Annotated in this window: 12 protein-coding genes; 1 reads left to right on the forward strand and 11 read right to left on the reverse strand. The window is 61.2% G+C overall.

Annotated features, from left to right (window positions below):
• Window positions 1-49 precede the first annotated feature (49 nt).
• From cyoD to cyoA, 4 genes are read right to left on the reverse strand one after another with little or no spacing between them, the layout of a single operon-like run.
• Entirely contained in the window at window positions 50-454 is a 405-nt protein-coding gene (gene cyoD, locus QTL95_RS02475) for a cytochrome o ubiquinol oxidase subunit IV (protein WP_112532846.1), read from the reverse strand.
• The gene (gene cyoC, locus QTL95_RS02480; RefSeq protein WP_289718378.1) at window positions 451-1,071 is read right to left on the reverse strand and encodes a cytochrome o ubiquinol oxidase subunit III; all 621 of its coding nucleotides are present in this window, start codon (window positions 1,069-1,071) and stop codon (window positions 451-453) included. Before cyoC ends, cyoD begins: the two co-directional genes overlap by 4 nt.
• A 3-nt stretch (window positions 1,072-1,074) precedes the next feature.
• On the reverse strand, window positions 1,075-3,078 hold the full coding sequence (gene cyoB / locus QTL95_RS02485) for a cytochrome o ubiquinol oxidase subunit I (protein WP_289718379.1): 2,004 nt from the start codon (window positions 3,076-3,078) through the stop codon (window positions 1,075-1,077).
• Between the two features lie 49 nt (window positions 3,079-3,127).
• On the reverse strand, window positions 3,128-4,276 hold the full coding sequence (cyoA, locus tag QTL95_RS02490) for a ubiquinol oxidase subunit II (protein WP_289718380.1): 1,149 nt from the start codon (window positions 4,274-4,276) through the stop codon (window positions 3,128-3,130).
• A gap of 384 nt (window positions 4,277-4,660) precedes the next feature.
• On the opposite strand from cyoA, the gene QTL95_RS02495 reads away from it, so the two are divergent.
• The gene (locus QTL95_RS02495; protein WP_289718381.1) at window positions 4,661-5,992 is read left to right on the forward strand and encodes an MFS transporter; all 1,332 of its coding nucleotides are present in this window, start codon (window positions 4,661-4,663) and stop codon (window positions 5,990-5,992) included.
• An 86-nt stretch (window positions 5,993-6,078) separates the two neighbouring features.
• Here QTL95_RS02495 and QTL95_RS02500 read toward each other — a convergent pair whose 3' ends face one another.
• The 7 genes from QTL95_RS02500 to QTL95_RS02530 form a co-directional block, all read right to left on the reverse strand.
• Window positions 6,079-6,546, reverse strand: coding sequence for a cyclic nucleotide-binding domain-containing protein (locus QTL95_RS02500; protein WP_289718382.1), 468 nt, complete (start codon window positions 6,544-6,546; stop codon window positions 6,079-6,081).
• 98 nt (window positions 6,547-6,644) lie between these two features.
• Window positions 6,645-9,359 carry an ABC transporter ATP-binding protein gene (locus QTL95_RS02505; RefSeq protein ID WP_289718383.1) on the reverse strand — a complete coding sequence of 905 codons (2,715 nt, stop codon included), beginning with the start codon at window positions 9,357-9,359 and terminating at the stop codon, window positions 6,645-6,647.
• Window positions 9,360-9,552: 193 nt separating this feature from the next.
• A complete protein-coding gene (locus QTL95_RS02510; RefSeq protein WP_289718384.1) occupies window positions 9,553-10,701 on the reverse strand; it encodes a glycosyltransferase family protein in 1,149 nt (382 codons plus the stop codon).
• Window positions 10,683-11,930, reverse strand: coding sequence for a glycosyltransferase (locus QTL95_RS02515; RefSeq protein WP_289718788.1), 1,248 nt, complete (start codon window positions 11,928-11,930; stop codon window positions 10,683-10,685). Before QTL95_RS02515 ends, QTL95_RS02510 begins: the two co-directional genes overlap by 19 nt.
• 11 nt (window positions 11,931-11,941) lie before the next feature.
• A complete protein-coding gene (locus tag QTL95_RS02520; protein WP_289718789.1) occupies window positions 11,942-13,150 on the reverse strand; it encodes a glycosyltransferase family protein in 1,209 nt (402 codons plus the stop codon).
• Window positions 13,151-13,235: 85 nt separating this feature from the next.
• Window positions 13,236-14,408, reverse strand: coding sequence for an ABC transporter permease (locus tag QTL95_RS02525; RefSeq protein WP_289718385.1), 1,173 nt, complete (start codon window positions 14,406-14,408; stop codon window positions 13,236-13,238).
• Window positions 14,408-15,406 carry an ABC transporter permease gene (locus QTL95_RS02530; protein ID WP_289718386.1) on the reverse strand — a complete coding sequence of 333 codons (999 nt, stop codon included), beginning with the start codon at window positions 15,404-15,406 and terminating at the stop codon, window positions 14,408-14,410. The genes QTL95_RS02525 and QTL95_RS02530 overlap by 1 nt, the downstream gene beginning before the upstream one ends.
• Window positions 15,407-15,408 lie beyond the last annotated feature (2 nt).

Below are 15,408 nucleotides of genomic sequence, written 5' to 3' on the forward strand. Positions count from 1 at the left end.
CACTTGAAACCACAACGGGCGGCTTTCGCCGCCCGTTCCTTGATGCCGGTTAAGGCATGTTCTTCATCATTTCGGGGTTCATCGGCATCATATTGGTGTTGAGGTGATGCATGACCCAGAGCGAACCTGACAGAGCGATGACGACGAGCAGGATCGTGAACAGCAGAGCCATCAACGTCCAGCCACCCTCGGAGCGCGGGTTCATGTGCAGGAAGAAGATCATGTGGACGACGATCTGGATGGCGCCGAGGCCCATGATCCAGGCAGCCGTCACGGCTGGGCTGGAGAACACTTCGGCCATGACCAGCCAGAACGGAATGGCCGTCAGGATGACCGACAGCACAAAGCCGATCATGTAGCTCTTGAAGGTGCCGTGACCGGCCTCGTGGCCGTGGCTATGGCCGTGATGCGCTTCGTGAGCGTCCTCATGTGCGGGTGCGTGCGGCGAACTCATCCGAGTACTCCCATAAGATAGACAAAGGAAAAGACGCCGATCCAGACCACGTCGAGGAAGTGCCAGAACATCGAAAGGCACATCAGGCGGCGGCGATTTTCCGGGATCAGGCCGTGCATCGAAACCTGGACCATCAGCGTAACCAGCCAGATGATGCCGAAGGTGACGTGCAGACCGTGGGTGCCGACGAGCGTGAAGAAGCCCGACAGGAAGGCGCTGCGGCTCGGGCCGGCACCTTCATGGATCAGGTGCGCAAACTCGTACAGTTCCAGTCCGATGAAGGCGAGGCCGAAAAGACCGGTCACGCCGAGCCAGAACAGCGTCTCGGCCTTCTTGCCGTGGGCCATCTGCAGCATGGCGAAGCCATAGGTGATGGACGACAGAAGAAGCATCGAGGTGTTGATCGCCACCAGCGGCAGATCGAAGAGATCCTTCGGCGATGGGCCGGCCGCATAATTGCGGCCGAGCACGGCGTAGGTTGCGAACAGGATCGCGAAGATCAGGCAGTCGCTCATCAGGTAGAGCCAGAAACCCAGATTGGTGCTGTTTTCCGGGTGGTGCTCTTCCGTCACGTAGAATTCGGGCTTTTCAGCCGTATCGATTGCAGTCTTGCTCATGTCTTACACCTGCCCGGCAAGCAGCTTGGTGCGCTTGTCTTCGGTTTCGATGACTTCTTCCACCGGGATGTAGAAGTCACGATTGTAGTTGAACGTATGCGCGATGGTGACCACGAGCGCGGCAACCGCTGACAGGACGACCAACCACCAGATGTACCAGATCATGGCGAAGCCGAAGACCACGCTGATCGCGCCGAGGATGACACCGGTGCCGGTGTTCTTCGGCATGTGGATCGGCTTGAAGCCTTCCACCGGACGCTCATGGCCGCGTGCCTTCATGTCGTACCAGCTGTCATGGTCGTAGACGATCGGCGTAAGCGCGAAGTTGTAATCCGGCGGCGGCGACGAGGTCGACCATTCCAGCGTACGGCCACCCCACGGATCGCCCGTGGTGTCGCGAAGCTGGTCGCGCTTCAGGAAGCTGACGACGAGCTGGATCAGGAACGAGCCGATGCCGAGCGCGATCAGGAATGCACCGAAGGCAGCGATGATGAACCAGATCTGCAGCGACGGATCGTCGAACTGCGACATGCGGCGGGTAACGCCCATTAGGCCAAGAACGTAAAGCGGCATGAAGGCGAAGTAGAAGCCGACCAGCCAGAACCAGAAGGACATCTTGCCCCAGAACGGATCGAGCTTGAAGCCGAAGGCCTTCGGGAACCAGTAGGTGACACCGGCCATCAGACCGAACACCACGCCGCCGATGATGACGTTGTGGAAGTGGGCGATCAGGAACAGCGAGTTGTGCAGCACGAAGTCGGCCGGCGGGATAGCGAGCATGACGCCGGTCATGCCGCCGATGACGAAGGTCACCATAAAGCCGATCGTCCAGAGCATCGGCACTTCGTAGCGGATACGACCGCGATACATCGTGAACAGCCAGTTGAACATCTTTGCCCCTGTCGGGATGGAAATGATCATCGTGGTGATGCCGAAGAACGAGTTGACGCTTGCGCCCGAACCCATGGTGAAGAAGTGGTGCAGCCAGACGAGATACGACAGGATCGTGATGACGACCGTTGCGTAGACCATCGAGGCGTAGCCGAACAGGCGCTTGCCGGTGAAGGTGGCGACCACTTCGGAAAAGATGCCGAAAGCGGGCAGCACGAGGATGTAGACTTCCGGGTGACCCCAGATCCAGATGAGGTTCACGTACATCATCGGATTGCCACCAAGGTCATTGGTGAAGAAGTTCGTGCCGGCATAGCGATCGAGCGACAGCAGCGCAAGCGTTGCGGTCAGGATCGGGAACGAGGCGACGATCAGCACGTTGGTGCAGAGCGAGGTCCAGGTGAAGACGGGCATCTTCATCATGGTCATGCCGGGCGCGCGCATCTTGACGATGGTGGCGATCAGGTTGATGCCCGACAATGTCGTTCCGATACCGGCGACCTGCAGGCCCCAGATATAATAGTCGACACCGACGCCGGGGCTATATTCGACACCCGACAGCGGCGGGTAGGCCAGCCAACCGGTACGTGCGAATTCGCCGACGAAGAGCGACATCATGATCAGGATCGCGCCTGCCGTCGTCATCCAGAACGAGAAGTTGTTCAGGAAGGGGAAGGACACGTCGCGGGCGCCGATCTGCAAGGGAACCACGAGGTTCATCAGGCCGGTCACGAACGGCATGGCCATGAAGAAGATCATGATGACGCCGTGGGCGGTGAAGACCTGGTCGTAGTGATGCGGCGGGAAGATGCCGGGATTGCCGTTGAAGGCCATCGCCTGCTGGGTACGCATCATCAGGGCGTCGGCGAAGCCGCGCAGCAGCATGACGAGCGCGAGAATGACGTACATGATGCCGATCTTCTTGTGATCGACGCTCGTCAGCCAGTCTTTCCAGAGGTAGGTCCAGAGTTTGAAGTAAGTGATCAGACCGAGCACCGCTATGCCGCCGATGGCCACCGCCGCGAACGTCGCGACGAGGATCGGCTCGTGATAGGGGAAGGCTTCGATCGTCAACCGGCCGAAGATCAACTTCAGTAGGTCAGGATTGGAAAACATGGAGTAACCCGTTCATTGGTGTCTTTTGGACGCAAAGCGCCAGGTTGAATTAGTTGCTAGGCGCAGGCGTCGTTGCGTCCGACGACGGCATTGCGTGGCCGTCATGCTGCATGTTCATGGCGGGAGCTGCCTCGGTGGCGGGCTTGGCTTCCATGCCGGGCATGTTGTCCATGCTATCGGCGCCATGGGCCGCACCCTCAGCACCAGGCGCGTGAAGATTGATGTCGATCGGCTCGCCGTCGAACTTCAGCTTGTCGCGGTTTTCGTGGCTTTCCTTGCCGCCGCCGCCCATCATGTCGATGTGCATCATCTCGCTGGCGCACATCTTGCCCGGTTCGGCGCACATGTTGACGATCGCGTTGAAGAGGTCGTTGTCGGCGCTCGCGAAGTAGCGGACCGGCTCGCGTTCGCTCGGACGGACCAGCTTCATGTAGGCGTCGCGGTTGAGCGCGGTGCCCTGGTTCTTGACCTGGGCGACCCAGGCGTCGAAGCCCTGCTGGTTGAAGCCGTGGAACTTGAAGCGCATGTGCGAGAAGCCCGGACCGCTATAGTTCGCGGAGAAGCCCTGGTAGACGCCTTCCTTGTTGATGACGGCGTGCAGCTTCGTTTCCATGCCGGGCATGGCGTAGATCTGGCCGGCCAGCGCGGGGATATAGAACGAGTTCATGACCGACGACGACGTGATCTCGAAATTGATCGGAACGTCGACCGGTGCGGCCAGTTCGTTCACCGTCGCGATGCCGAGTTCGGGATAGAAGAACAGCCACTTCCAGTCGAGCGCCACGACCTGAACGGTCAGCGGCTTCATGTCGGCGGGAATTGTGCGCTCCGCATCGATGCGATCGAGCGGGCGGAAAGGGTCGAGCTTGTGGGTGCTGATCCAGGTGATGGCGCCAAGAGCGATGATGATCGCAAGCGGGGCGGACCAGATGACCACTTCGAGACGCGTGGAATGATGCCATTCCGGATCGTAGGTGGCCGATGTGTTCGACTGACGATAGCGCCAGGCGAAGAACAGCGTCAGACAAATCACGGGGATGATGATCAGCAGCATCAGCAGCACTGACACGATGATAAGGTCGCGCTGTTGCACGGCGATATCGCCCGAAGGCGACATGACCACCAGATCGCATCCCGCCAGCGCCAGAAGCAGCGGCAGAATCACGAGATGGCGGGAAAACTTCGACAGTTTTTGCACGTCTCTATGCTCTTGTTGTTTTCGTCCCTTCTGCGACTAAAGCACTGTAACTGATAGCAACATGAGGTGTTTGGTCGCAGCGCAGCAGAATTGCCGCACTGCGGGATACGACGGACCGCAGCGGTTGTCAAAACGTAGACGCAGCCGGGATGGGATTTTTTGATCCGATCCACTTTTGAGCTGCTAATATATCCCGGCCTTGCTCGATGGCCACCTTGGACGCGCTTATTTCACGCCTCGGACGAAGTTTTTTTGATCTAGCTCAAGCTTTCGAAGTTTTCTGCGAACTATTTCGCGTGGCCGGACTTGATAAGCGTGACAGTTCGTTCAAAATCTCTGTGAGGCGCTTTGCCGCAAGCGCCTTAACGAGGGAGGCGTTTTTACATGGCAAATGCAACGCACTACGGTCCGTCGTCGACATCAATGGAGCGCGACGCCCGCCAAATTCATTCCGACAAGCCGGTATCACCCAGCAGTATTGCGCTTGGCGTGATCATCGGACGCATGTCCGAATTCTTCGATTTCTTCGTCTATGGCCTGGCATCCGTGCTGGTCTTTCCGCAACTCGTCTTTCCGTTCGCGCCGGATCGCTTGACGGGGACGCTCTATTCCTTCGCGATCTTCTCGCTTGCGTTTCTCGCGCGCCCCGTAGGCTCCGTCGTGTTCATGACGATCGACCGGCTTTATGGACGCGGCACGAAGCTGACGATCGCGCTATTCCTGCTCGGCGGATCGACGGCGTCGATCGCATTCCTGCCCGGCTATAACGAGATCGGCGTCTGGTCGATCGCGCTGCTGGCGCTCTTCCGCCTGGGCCAGGGCTTTGCCCTCGGCGGCGCGTGGGATGGACTGGCGTCGCTACTGGCGTTGAACGCGCCGCAGAATCGCCGCGGCTGGTACGCGATGATTCCACAGCTCGGCGCACCGATCGGTTTTGCACTTGCAAGTATTCTATTCGGATACTTCATCGCCAACCTGTCGTCGGAAGATTTCCTCAGCTGGGGTTGGCGCTATCCGTTCTTCGTCGCCTTCGCCATCAACGTGGTCGCGCTCTTCGCACGCCTGCGCCTTGTCATGACCAAGGAGTTCGGCACCGCGCTGGAACAGCACGAGCTCGAGGCGGCGCCAATCCGTGACGTCATCCGTGTGCACGGTCGGGACATCCTGATCGGCGCATTCGTTCCGCTGGCAAGCTTTGCGATGTTCCACCTCGTGACGATCTTCCCGCTGGGCTGGATGAGCCTTTACGGCAACCAGCCGATCGGCGAGTTCATGGTCGTGCAGACGATCGGCGCGATGGTCGGGCTCTTGGCGATCATCGCCTCCGGCATGATCGCCGACCGGATCGGCCGGCGCGGGCAGCTGGCGGTCTGTGCCGTGCTGATCGCGATCTTCAGCTTCGGCGGTCCGATCATGCTCGGTTCTGGTTCGGGCGGCCACGATGCCTTCGTGATCATCGGCTTCGGCGTGCTCGGCCTGTCCTTCGGCCAGGCCACCGGTTCGATCTCCTCGCGCTTCGGCCGCGGCTATCGCTACACCGGTGCTGCCTTCACCTCGGACCTCGCCTGGCTCGTCGGCGCCGGCTTCGCGCCCCTCGTGGCGCTCAGCCTGTCCAGCCGCTTCGGCCTGACGTTCGTCGGCTACTACCTGCTGTCGGGCGCGATCTGTACGCTGGCCGCCCTGGCCTTCAGCAAGGCGCTTGAACAGCGCGACTGATGTTGCCACAGATAGCGAAAGCCCGCCTGAAGTCACATTCAGGCGGGCTTTTTGCATTTTACTTGCAGGCTTCCAGGGCGCGGGTTCTAGTTCACCGGCTCCGGCTTTTTTGCTGAACGGGCGGCGGTCAACTCCGCCGTCGTGTGGTTCAGGCGGTCGGCCAGCACGCGCATGATCTCGACGGCCATCTCGGGAAAATCGCTGAGCAGCTTCAGGAAGTGTTCCTTGCTTATGCGCAGGACCTCGAGCGGCGAGGTGGCCCGGACCGTGGCGGTACGGGACACATCACAGAGAATGGCGATTTCGCCGACGATGGAATTCAGCTCCACATCCGCGACCTTGATGTCGCCTGCGGGGGAGTGAACCAGAATATCAGCGGTACCCGATAGCACCACATAAGCGGCATCGCCGGTATCGCCCTGATGGAAAAGATCCTGCCCTACATTGTAGGTCATCCGGTCGGAAGTGAATGCCAAAAGCTTGAGTTTGGCCGGTGCGATCCTGGAAAAGATCGGCACCCGCCGCAGCATTTCGACTTCATCTCTCAACAGCATGAGCGTACTTACCCCTTGCGGCGCTTCTCAACCGGTGCGCCCGCCAGAATCTGCCGCGCCCACCCGTGGGCGCCTATATCGCCACTGCCACTACGATATTACGATAACAGTTCCTTGAACATACCGTTTTGTTCGGAAAGTTCGGGAAAGTTGCCGGCTTCGGCCAATACACCCCTGTCGAAAACCAGGATTCGATCGAAAATCTCCGCCAGCTTGGCGTTCGAGAGCACCCAGATGATCGCCGGCCGCTCTCCTTCCGTGTGCAGATTCTCCACGACGTTGTGCGTGATCTGATCCTGAACGCGCTGGTCAAGCGCCGAAAGCGGGCGATTGAAGATGAAGTAGTCCGAGCGCTTCAGAAGCGAACGGGCGAGGTTGAGCTTCTGCCGCTGCACCATCGTAAGACGCTTGCCGCCGGAGCCGACGTCGAATTCCAGTCCGATGGAGAGCACGTCGTCGAAGAGACCGAGGCGATCAAGCAGTTCACCCATGATGGCGCGGATGCGGTCGGATGCATCTGCCTGCTGGTAGGCGATGCGGCCGAAGAGCACGTTGTCCATCAGGCTGGCGGAAGAGATGAAATGCTCGGGATCGTAACGTTCGATGACGGCGGCGAGATCATCCGGGATATTCTCGTGGAACTGCTTGCGGGCGCTGACGATCTTGTCCATCAGCTCGTTGCTCAGAAGACCGAAACGATGCCGCGGTTCGATATAGGCGAAGCTCAGGCGGATGATCGCGGACCGTTCTTCCGGTGCCGCGTCGTCGAACTTCCGGCTCTGCAGTTTCTGCAACAGGGCTTGGTACGTCGGAATATCATCCGGCGTCATGAAGGTCAGCTGCTGGAAGAACGGATGGTCCGGCGGCAGGTCGTGGAAGAGTTCGACGGCGTTTTCCGCGATCTCCAGACCCATGGCATAGAGATCGTTGCTGAGGCCGGTATCGCGGAACAGCGTCTGGAAATAGGGGTGAGCGGCGAGCCGCCGGTTGTTCATCATCGGCCGCCGCATGGAGCCGAAGAGCAGGTTTTCGCCAACGGTAGCCTGGACGTTGTAGGCATCGAAATCGAACGGCACGACGATATTGCCGAGGCCTGTGTCCTGCATCTGCTTTCGAAGCGCGGCGCGCAGGTCGACGATATGCGAGGCGAGCGCCACGTGGACGTCGGTATTGACGGTCGATCGCAATGCAAGATCGAGGATGTCCTGCGAAATCAGCACGGCGTCGAGTACCGGGCGGATCGCTGCCAGCAGGTCTTCCGGCCCGGTGGCGCCGGCCGAATTGTAATCGACCCAGTCGCTGTTGAGGTCGAGCGTCGGGTTGCCGGCTTTCACGGCCTCGGCAGCGTGCCACTTTGCTTCCGTTGCCATGCGTTCGTCATAGGCAGGCTTGGTCAGCGGCGCATGCTTGAGACCATAGAGCAGATTGTCGCGCAGCGTACCGTGGAAGAAATAGGTATCCGCCGACGCGTAGGACATGCGCCGGCCGGTGATCGATTCCGGCAGTTCGAGCAGGTCATGGCCATCGATCGTGACGCGACCGGAGTCGGGCCAGGTGATGCGGCCGAGCGCTTCGGCAAAGGCTTCGGCGCCACTGCTGTTCGGACCGACCACGGCTACGGTTTCGTTGGGTTTGATCTCGACGGAAACATGATCGACCAGGCGCGCGCCGCTGTCGTCGCTGAGCGTGAGGTTGGTCACGACCAGCGGCGCCGTCAGGCCGACGACGGCTGCGGTCGGGATGTCGTGGATCTTGCTGTCGATCAGCGGCTCGATGTTGAACTGCTCGTAGACCTGCTGATACTTCACCTGCACGTCCTGGCGCATCTGGTCCCAGTCGATCAGTTCCTTCAGCGGGCCGGGAAGATCCTTGTAGGCGCTGATGACGGCGACGAGCTGCCCGATATCGAGCCGGCCCTGCAGTGCCAGATAGCCGCCGATCGCGTAGAAGAGAAATGGCGTCACCTGGGCAAGGAAGTTGTTCAGGAATTTGACCAGAAACTTCCACTGGTAGAGGTCGTAGCGGATCGAGAAGATCAGCCCCAGGCGGGTGGCGATATCGGCGCGTTCGAGGTTCGACGTGTCGTTGCCGTGGATCGTGCCGATACCGTCGACGATTTCGCCGACGCGGCCGGAAAGCTCGCGCGCGGTCAGCTGGCGCTGGCGGCCCAGTTCGAGCAGGCGGCGCCGCATGCGCGGGATGATGACGGCCTGAACGCCGACGATAGCGGCGGCGATCATGCCGAGCCAGAAGTTCTGGACGATGATGAAGGCGAGCGCCGTTAGCGCCTGCCCGCCGAGCAGGGCGGGCGCCACGAAGGCGTCCCCGGTGAAGCCGCCCATCGGCTCGACTTCATCCTTGATCATCGTCGCGATTTCGGCGGACTTCACGCGCTTGAAGTGATTGGGCGGGAAGCGCAGCACCCGGTCGATCAGCTCGAAACGGATGCGGCGGAGCATGCGCTCGCCGAGCCGGCCCTTGTAGGTGTTGATGTAGAACTTGAAGAGGCCGTTGAGCACGACCAGTGCCAGGAACACCAGGCTCAAGGCCATCAGCATCTGCTGGCGACCGAGCGAAAATCCCTCGAAGAACTCGACATGACCGATCAGCGGCAAGTCGTAGGCGAGATGCATGAACTTCTGCGTCGCACCTTCGCCTTCGAAGCCCGATCCCTGGATCGGTCCGTTGACGATCTGCTTCGGCAGATCGAAGGAAAGGAAGTAAGGGATCATCGATACGGCGACGACAGTCAGAATCCAGAGCTGCTGCAGCCGGGTATTCGACCAGATGTACCGCGCGAGGCTTTTTTCCATTGCTAACCGTCAGTTGCCGGGAATTCGGGCAATGGACCTGTGGCTGGGACGGGAAAGAAATGCCACGAACAGGACCATGCAACCGGACTACCGGATATCATAACGAAAACAACGCAGACGGCTTGCACCCCGTTGCGTCGAATCTCGCCGGAAAGGCATTTATATCATAGGAATTTCATAAAGCGCGAGGGGTTCAGCCAATCATCGAGCGAATGATCGCGGCGGTTTTCTCGGCACCGTTGAGATCAAGTAACACCTTGGCTGTTCGCCGCGACGCAAGCGCGTCCTCGACGGCCTTACCAACCAGAGCGGGTGTAAGCTGGCCCTCCGGTAACACATCGGCAAGGCCCAGCGCCTTCAGGCGCTCGGCGCGCACGGTTTGCTCGGTCTCTCCGCCGGCGACGAAGGGAATGAGGATGGCGCGGCAATCCGTCTGCAAGAGGTCGCCGACGGTATTGTAGCCCGCCTGCGAGATCGAAACCCGGGCCCCACGCAGCAGCGAGGGAAAGTCCTTGCGGAAGCGTACGAGCGTCGCGTTCGGCGGTGTCATTTCCGCGAGCGCGGCGAAATCCGCTTCGGCGAGGTTGGGGCCGCTGACCAGAAGCCACTTCAAATCGGACGGCAGATTAGAGGCGGCATCGCAGGCCGCGCGCAGCAGATCGAGCCCGACGGCGCCTCCGCCCGCGGAAGCGATCACGTCGAACACTTCCGTTGGCTCCGGCGCGCGTGGCGCGACCACCATGCCGGTATAATGGACCTTGGCCGCGATCTCGCTCGTCAGCGGAAACGTATCCTGCAACTCGACGAAGCCGGGATCGCCGTGAACCAGGATGCCGTCGAAATGCTTTTGCACCAGCGCCACGGTTTCCTCGTCGCGCCCCGGCTTGCGATTTTCCTGCAGGATGTCGCGCACCGAGCTCAGCAGCTTCGGACGCGGAGTGGCGTTTTCGATCGCGTCGAGCAGCGGCAGCAGTTCGAAGCGCATCTGGCGGCGGCCGAACGGGAAGGCCTCGATGATGACCACATCCGGGCTGGCGTCGCGGAAAGCCTGCAGCAGCAGGTCACGGCGCCTTTCCAGAAACGCGCTGTCCGCCGCGACGCCATTGGCATCAGCAAGACCGGAAAAGCCAGCATTGCTGGCAACCACCGGCGGCAAGGCAATCGTCTTGACGCCGTCGCCGGGAAAGCCCGGAACGGGAAGGCCGCCGGTCACGACCGTAACGTCGCAGCCGTCTTTGGCGAGCGCATTGGCAATGCGGCTGGCGCGGGCGATATGCCCGATCCCCAAGAGATGCTGGACGTAGAAGAATACCTTGGGAGCGCTCATGATGCCCTCTGCCATTCCTGTTCGAAGAGTTCGCTGAGCTGCCGGATGCTGGAGTGATAGTCGAAATGCTCGCGCACGCGTTGTTCGGCGGCATCGCCAAGCTTTGATCGCAATGCCGGGTCGCGGATCGTTTCCAGAAGCGCTGCTGCCAGCGCTTCTGGGTTTTCAGGCGGCACGATCAGGCCGTTCTCGTGATCCGCCAGCAACTCGGGGACGCCCGATACCGCGGTCGATACACAGGGCAGGCGCTGGCTGGACGCCTCGACCAGGACATTCGGCAGCCCGTCGCGATCGCCGTTTGCCGCGATGCGGCATGCGAGAACGAAGAGGTCGGCGCTGCGGTAGTGCTCGAGGACCTCCTCCTGCGCGAGTGCGCCCTTCCAGGTGATCTTGTCGGCGAGTCCGAGTTCCGTGGCGAGCGTCTTCAGCTTCGACAGGTTATCGCCGCCGCCGATGTGCTCGAACCGCCAGTGCAGGTCGGCCGGAAGCAGGGCGAGCGCGCGCAGCAGCGTGTCGTATCCCTTCTTCTCGACGGCGCGGCCGACACTGAGGATCAGCGCCGGCTTGTCAGGATCGCTGCCGTCAGCCTGCGACCGCGTGCCGGCGAAGTGGCCGAAGCGGGCGAGATCGAGCCCGTGATAGCTCAGATGCACCGCATCCGGCCGCGATGTCAGCGTCCGCATGTGCTCGTAGCCGCTGCGGGTGCAGGTGACAGCCCAGCGTGCACTGGAAAGCTTCTCGTTCAGTTCCCAGTCCGGCGAGGTCCAGATGTCCTTGGCGTGGGCCGAACAGGTCCACGGCACCCCGGTGATGATGCTGGCATATTCCGTGACCGATGCTGGCGTGTGGATGAAGTGGGCGTGGAGCCAGGCGCCGTTATCAGGCCATTCGCGGGCAAGCACCAGCGCCTGGCCGAGCCGACGGAAGCGGTTGCGGGAGATATCGCGCGGCAGGTCCTTGAGGAACCGCCTGAGCAGAGCGCCAAAGCCCGGCCTCCTGAATCCGGCGAACAGGCCTTTCAGCACGCGGATGGGTTCCTCGTGGAGATATTCCGGGAGATAGACGACGCGCGCCTTGATCTCGTCGTGCACCGGATGCCGCTTCTTGTCGGTCGGCCGGCGCATCGAAATGAGGGTCAGGTCGAACCCGGCCTTTTCCAGCCCAAGCAGTTCCTGCGCGATGAAGGTCTCCGAAAGGCGAGGGTAGCCCTTCAGGACAACGAGTATCCGGCGGCGGTGCGGCAATGCTGTACTCTTCACTCGGCGCCGACGACCGACAGGTGCCGGCCGCGATTGTCGAGCCAGTGGCCCACGGTCTGCGAGATGTGGTTGAGACCCTCGAGCTGCATGTTGGAGCCGCTCCTGGATGGCGGCAGGCGATCCGGCAGCCGCTTCAGCGCGTCGGCCATGACCGCCGGATCAGCCGACTGGTCCGGAAGCAGCATGTCGACGAGGCCGAGTTCGCTGGCGCGCTGCGCCCGCAGCAGCTGCTCCTCGCGCGGCTTAACGCGCGGCACGATCAGCGCCGGCTTGTCGAAGGAGAGGATCTCGCAATAGGTGTTGTAGCCGCCCATTGCTACAACTCCCGTTGCGCCGGCAATTAGCTCTTCCATGTTGTTGTCGAATTCGATCACCTCGATATAGGGGATTTTCGCGCCCTTGCCGACAAGCCGGGTCCGCTCGGCGGCCGGCATGTACGGCCCGAGCACGACCAGTGCCTTCTGCTCGAGGGTCGGATCGTGTTCGTAGGCGTTCATCACGTCCTCGACGAGATCGGATCCATCGCCGCCGCCACCCGTGGTGACGAGGATGTAGTTGTCCGTGCGGGCGTTGATCGAGGTCTTGTTGGTGGACACGCTGCGCTGCAGGAAACCGACGAAATCCATCTTGCGACGAACGCTTGGCGGCACATCGAGGCCGACAAGCGGATCGTAGAAATCCGGCGGGCCGTAGACCCAGACGGAATCATAATACTGGTCGATCTTCTCCATGATGCCGTTTCGCTTCCACTCGGCATCGAGCAGGTGCGGGGCGTCCATGATTTCGCGCAGGCCAAGCACAAGGGTGGCGCCACGGGCCTTCAGATAGGCGAGCGTGTCCTCGACTTCGCCCTTCAGGCCCATCGGTTCCTTGTCGACGATGAAGATGTCGGGCTGAAACGTCTCCGCCGTGTGGCGGATACTGGCTTCGCGCATCTTCAGCGTCTCGTGCAGGTCGATGTGGCTTGCCATCGACGTGTATTCGCCGTTGCGCAGCTTGATGACGCTGGGGATCTTCACGAAGTCGACGCGGGCGCGGTAGTCGAAGGCACCGGCGATCGTCGCCCCCGATATGATCAGAATATTGAGGCCGCGATAATCCTCGACGAGTGCGTGCGCGATCGTGCGACAACGGCGCAGATGGCCGAGCCCGAACGTATCGTGGCTGTACATGAGGATGCGGGCATCTTCCAGGCGCCGGGCCATGGTCAATCCTTCTGGGCTGTATGTCATACGAGCTCCGTCGATCTCAACTGGCCGCAAGGGACCGGGCAAGCCGTGGGGCTGCCGGCTATTTGTAGGGATCTGCCGCATCGCGCAAGCCGTCTCCCAGAAAGTTGAACGCCAAAATCACCAGGACAACCGGTATAATCGGAAAAAGCAGCCACGGGTAGAAGGCAATGACGCTGACGCTCTTCGCCTCCGTCAACAGGATGCCCCAGCTGGTGATCGGCGGGCGAAGACCAAGCCCCAGGAAGCTCAGCGCGGTCTCGCCGAGGATCATTCCCGGGATGGAAATCGTTGCCGAAGCAATGAGATGCGACATGAAGCCGGGTACGAGATGCCGGCCGATGATGCGCGGCGTGCTCGCTCCCATGAGCTGCGCCGCCTGTACGTAATCTTCTTCACGCAGCGCGAGAAGCTTCGAGCGCACGGCGCGGGCGAGCCCCGTCCAGTCGATGATGCCGAGGATGACCGTGATCCCGAAATAGATGACGATCGGGCTCCAGGTGACCGGCATGATCGCCGCCAGCGCCATCCATAGCGGCAGGCTTGGCAGCGACTGCAGTACCTCGATCAGGCGCTGGACGATGAGATCGAAGACGCCGCCGCGGTAGCCGGCAAGACCGCCGATGACGATGCCGAGGCAGAAGCTGATGGCGATGCCGATCAGGCCGATGGTGAGCGAGATGCGCGCGCCGTAAAGAATGCGCGACAGCACGTCGCGGCCAAGGCGATCGGTGCCGAGCAGGAACATCTGACCACCCACCGCCGGGCAGACCAGATGCCGGTCGGAGGGAATGACGCCCCAGAGCTTGTAGGCGTCGCCGCGGCAGAAGAAACGGATCTTCTGCACATCGTTCGGCCGGTCGGCGTAGAGCCGGTGCAGCGTATCAATGTCGAGCGACATGCTGCGGCCGTAAACGAAGGGGCCGACGAACTTGCCCTCGTTGAAGAAATGGACGCGTTGCGGCGGCGAATGAATGAATTCGACGTTCTTGGTGTGCAGGCCATAGGGGGCCAGGAACTCGACGATGATGATCGCCAGATAGACCAGAAGCAGGAAGATGCCGGAGGCGAGCGCAAGCTTGTGCCGCTTGAACTTCCACCACATCAACTGCTTCTGCGACGCGAGATGGATGCGCGACTGCGTCGACGTCATCGATTCCGTCGCGAACGGATCGAACGGCGCCGTCGAGACATAATGCGGCATCGGCGCGCCGGGCGGGGGCAAGGGCGACATTATTTGGTGCTCCTGCCTTGAAGACGGATGCGGGGATCGAGGAAGCCGAGCGCGATGTCGGAGACGAGCACGCCGATCACGTTGAGGAATGCCAGGAACATCAGGAACGAGCCGGCGAGATACATGTCCTGGCTCTGCAGCGCCTTGATCAGCATGGGGCCGGTGGTCTCCAGCGACAGCACGATGGCGACGATTTCGGCGCCGGAGATGATCGAGGGAAGGATCGAACCGATATCGGCCACGAAGAAGTTCAGTGCCATGCGCAGCGGATACTTGATGAGCGCGCGCAGCGGCGGCATGCCCTTGGCGCGGGCGGTCACCACATATTGCTTCTGCATCTCGTCGAGCAGGTTGGCACGCAGGCGCCGGATCATGCCGGCAGTCCCCGCGGTGCCGACGATGATCACGGGGATCCACAGATGCGACAGGATCGAGCGCGCCTTTTCCCAGCTCATCGGCTCGTTCAGGAACTTCTGGTCCATCAGGTGGCCGATCGAGACGCCGAACCAGATGTTGGCGAAATACATCAGGATCAGCGCCAGCATGAAGTTCGGAATGGCGATGCCGAGCAGGCCGAAGAAGGTCAGGCCGTAGTCGCCCCAGCTATACTGGTGCGTGGCCGAATAGATGCCGATCGGGAAGGCGATCAGCCATGTCAGCAGGATCGTCGAGAAGGACACGAGGATGGTGAGCCACAGGCGGTCGCCGACCACCTCGGAGACCGGCAGCTGGTACTCGAAGGAGTAGCCGAAATCGCCGTGCAGCATGCCGCCGACCCAGTAGAAATAGCGGACGATCTCGGGCTTGTCGAAACCGTATTGCTTTCGGAGTTCCTCGATCTCCTGCAGGTTGGCGCTTTCGCCCTGCGCGCGCAGCTCGGCGATCTGGCTTTCGAAGAAGTCACCCGGCGGCAGTTCGATGATGGTGAAGACGAGCGCCGAGATGATGAACAGCGTGGGCACCATGGCGGCGATGCGCCAGAAGATATAACGCAGCATCG

Source organism: Rhizobium sp. S152 (genome assembly GCF_030380735.1).
GTDB lineage: Bacteria > Pseudomonadota > Alphaproteobacteria > Rhizobiales > Rhizobiaceae > Rhizobium.

Excerpts from the sequence above, each read along its gene's own strand:
- QTL95_RS02530 (WP_289718386.1), bottom strand. The coding sequence starts at position 15,406 with ATGCTGCGTTATATCTTCTGGCGCATCGCCGCCATGGTGCCCACGCTG.
- QTL95_RS02525 (WP_289718385.1), bottom strand. The coding sequence starts at position 14,408 with ATGTCGCCCTTGCCCCCGCCCGGCGCGCCGATGCCGCATTATGTCTCG.
- QTL95_RS02520 (WP_289718789.1), bottom strand. The coding sequence starts at position 13,150 with ATGGCCCGGCGCCTGGAAGATGCCCGCATCCTCATGTACAGCCACGAT.
- QTL95_RS02500 (WP_289718382.1), bottom strand. The coding sequence starts at position 6,546 with ATGCTGTTGAGAGATGAAGTCGAAATGCTGCGGCGGGTGCCGATCTTT.
- QTL95_RS02505 (WP_289718383.1), bottom strand. The coding sequence starts at position 9,359 with ATGGAAAAAAGCCTCGCGCGGTACATCTGGTCGAATACCCGGCTGCAG.
- cyoC (WP_289718378.1), bottom strand. The coding sequence starts at position 1,071 with ATGAGCAAGACTGCAATCGATACGGCTGAAAAGCCCGAATTCTACGTG.
- cyoB (WP_289718379.1), bottom strand. The coding sequence starts at position 3,078 with ATGTTTTCCAATCCTGACCTACTGAAGTTGATCTTCGGCCGGTTGACG.
- QTL95_RS02510 (WP_289718384.1), bottom strand. The coding sequence starts at position 10,701 with ATGGCAGAGGGCATCATGAGCGCTCCCAAGGTATTCTTCTACGTCCAG.
- QTL95_RS02495 (WP_289718381.1), top strand. The coding sequence starts at position 4,661 with ATGGCAAATGCAACGCACTACGGTCCGTCGTCGACATCAATGGAGCGC.
- cyoD (WP_112532846.1), bottom strand. The coding sequence starts at position 454 with ATGAGTTCGCCGCACGCACCCGCACATGAGGACGCTCACGAAGCGCAT.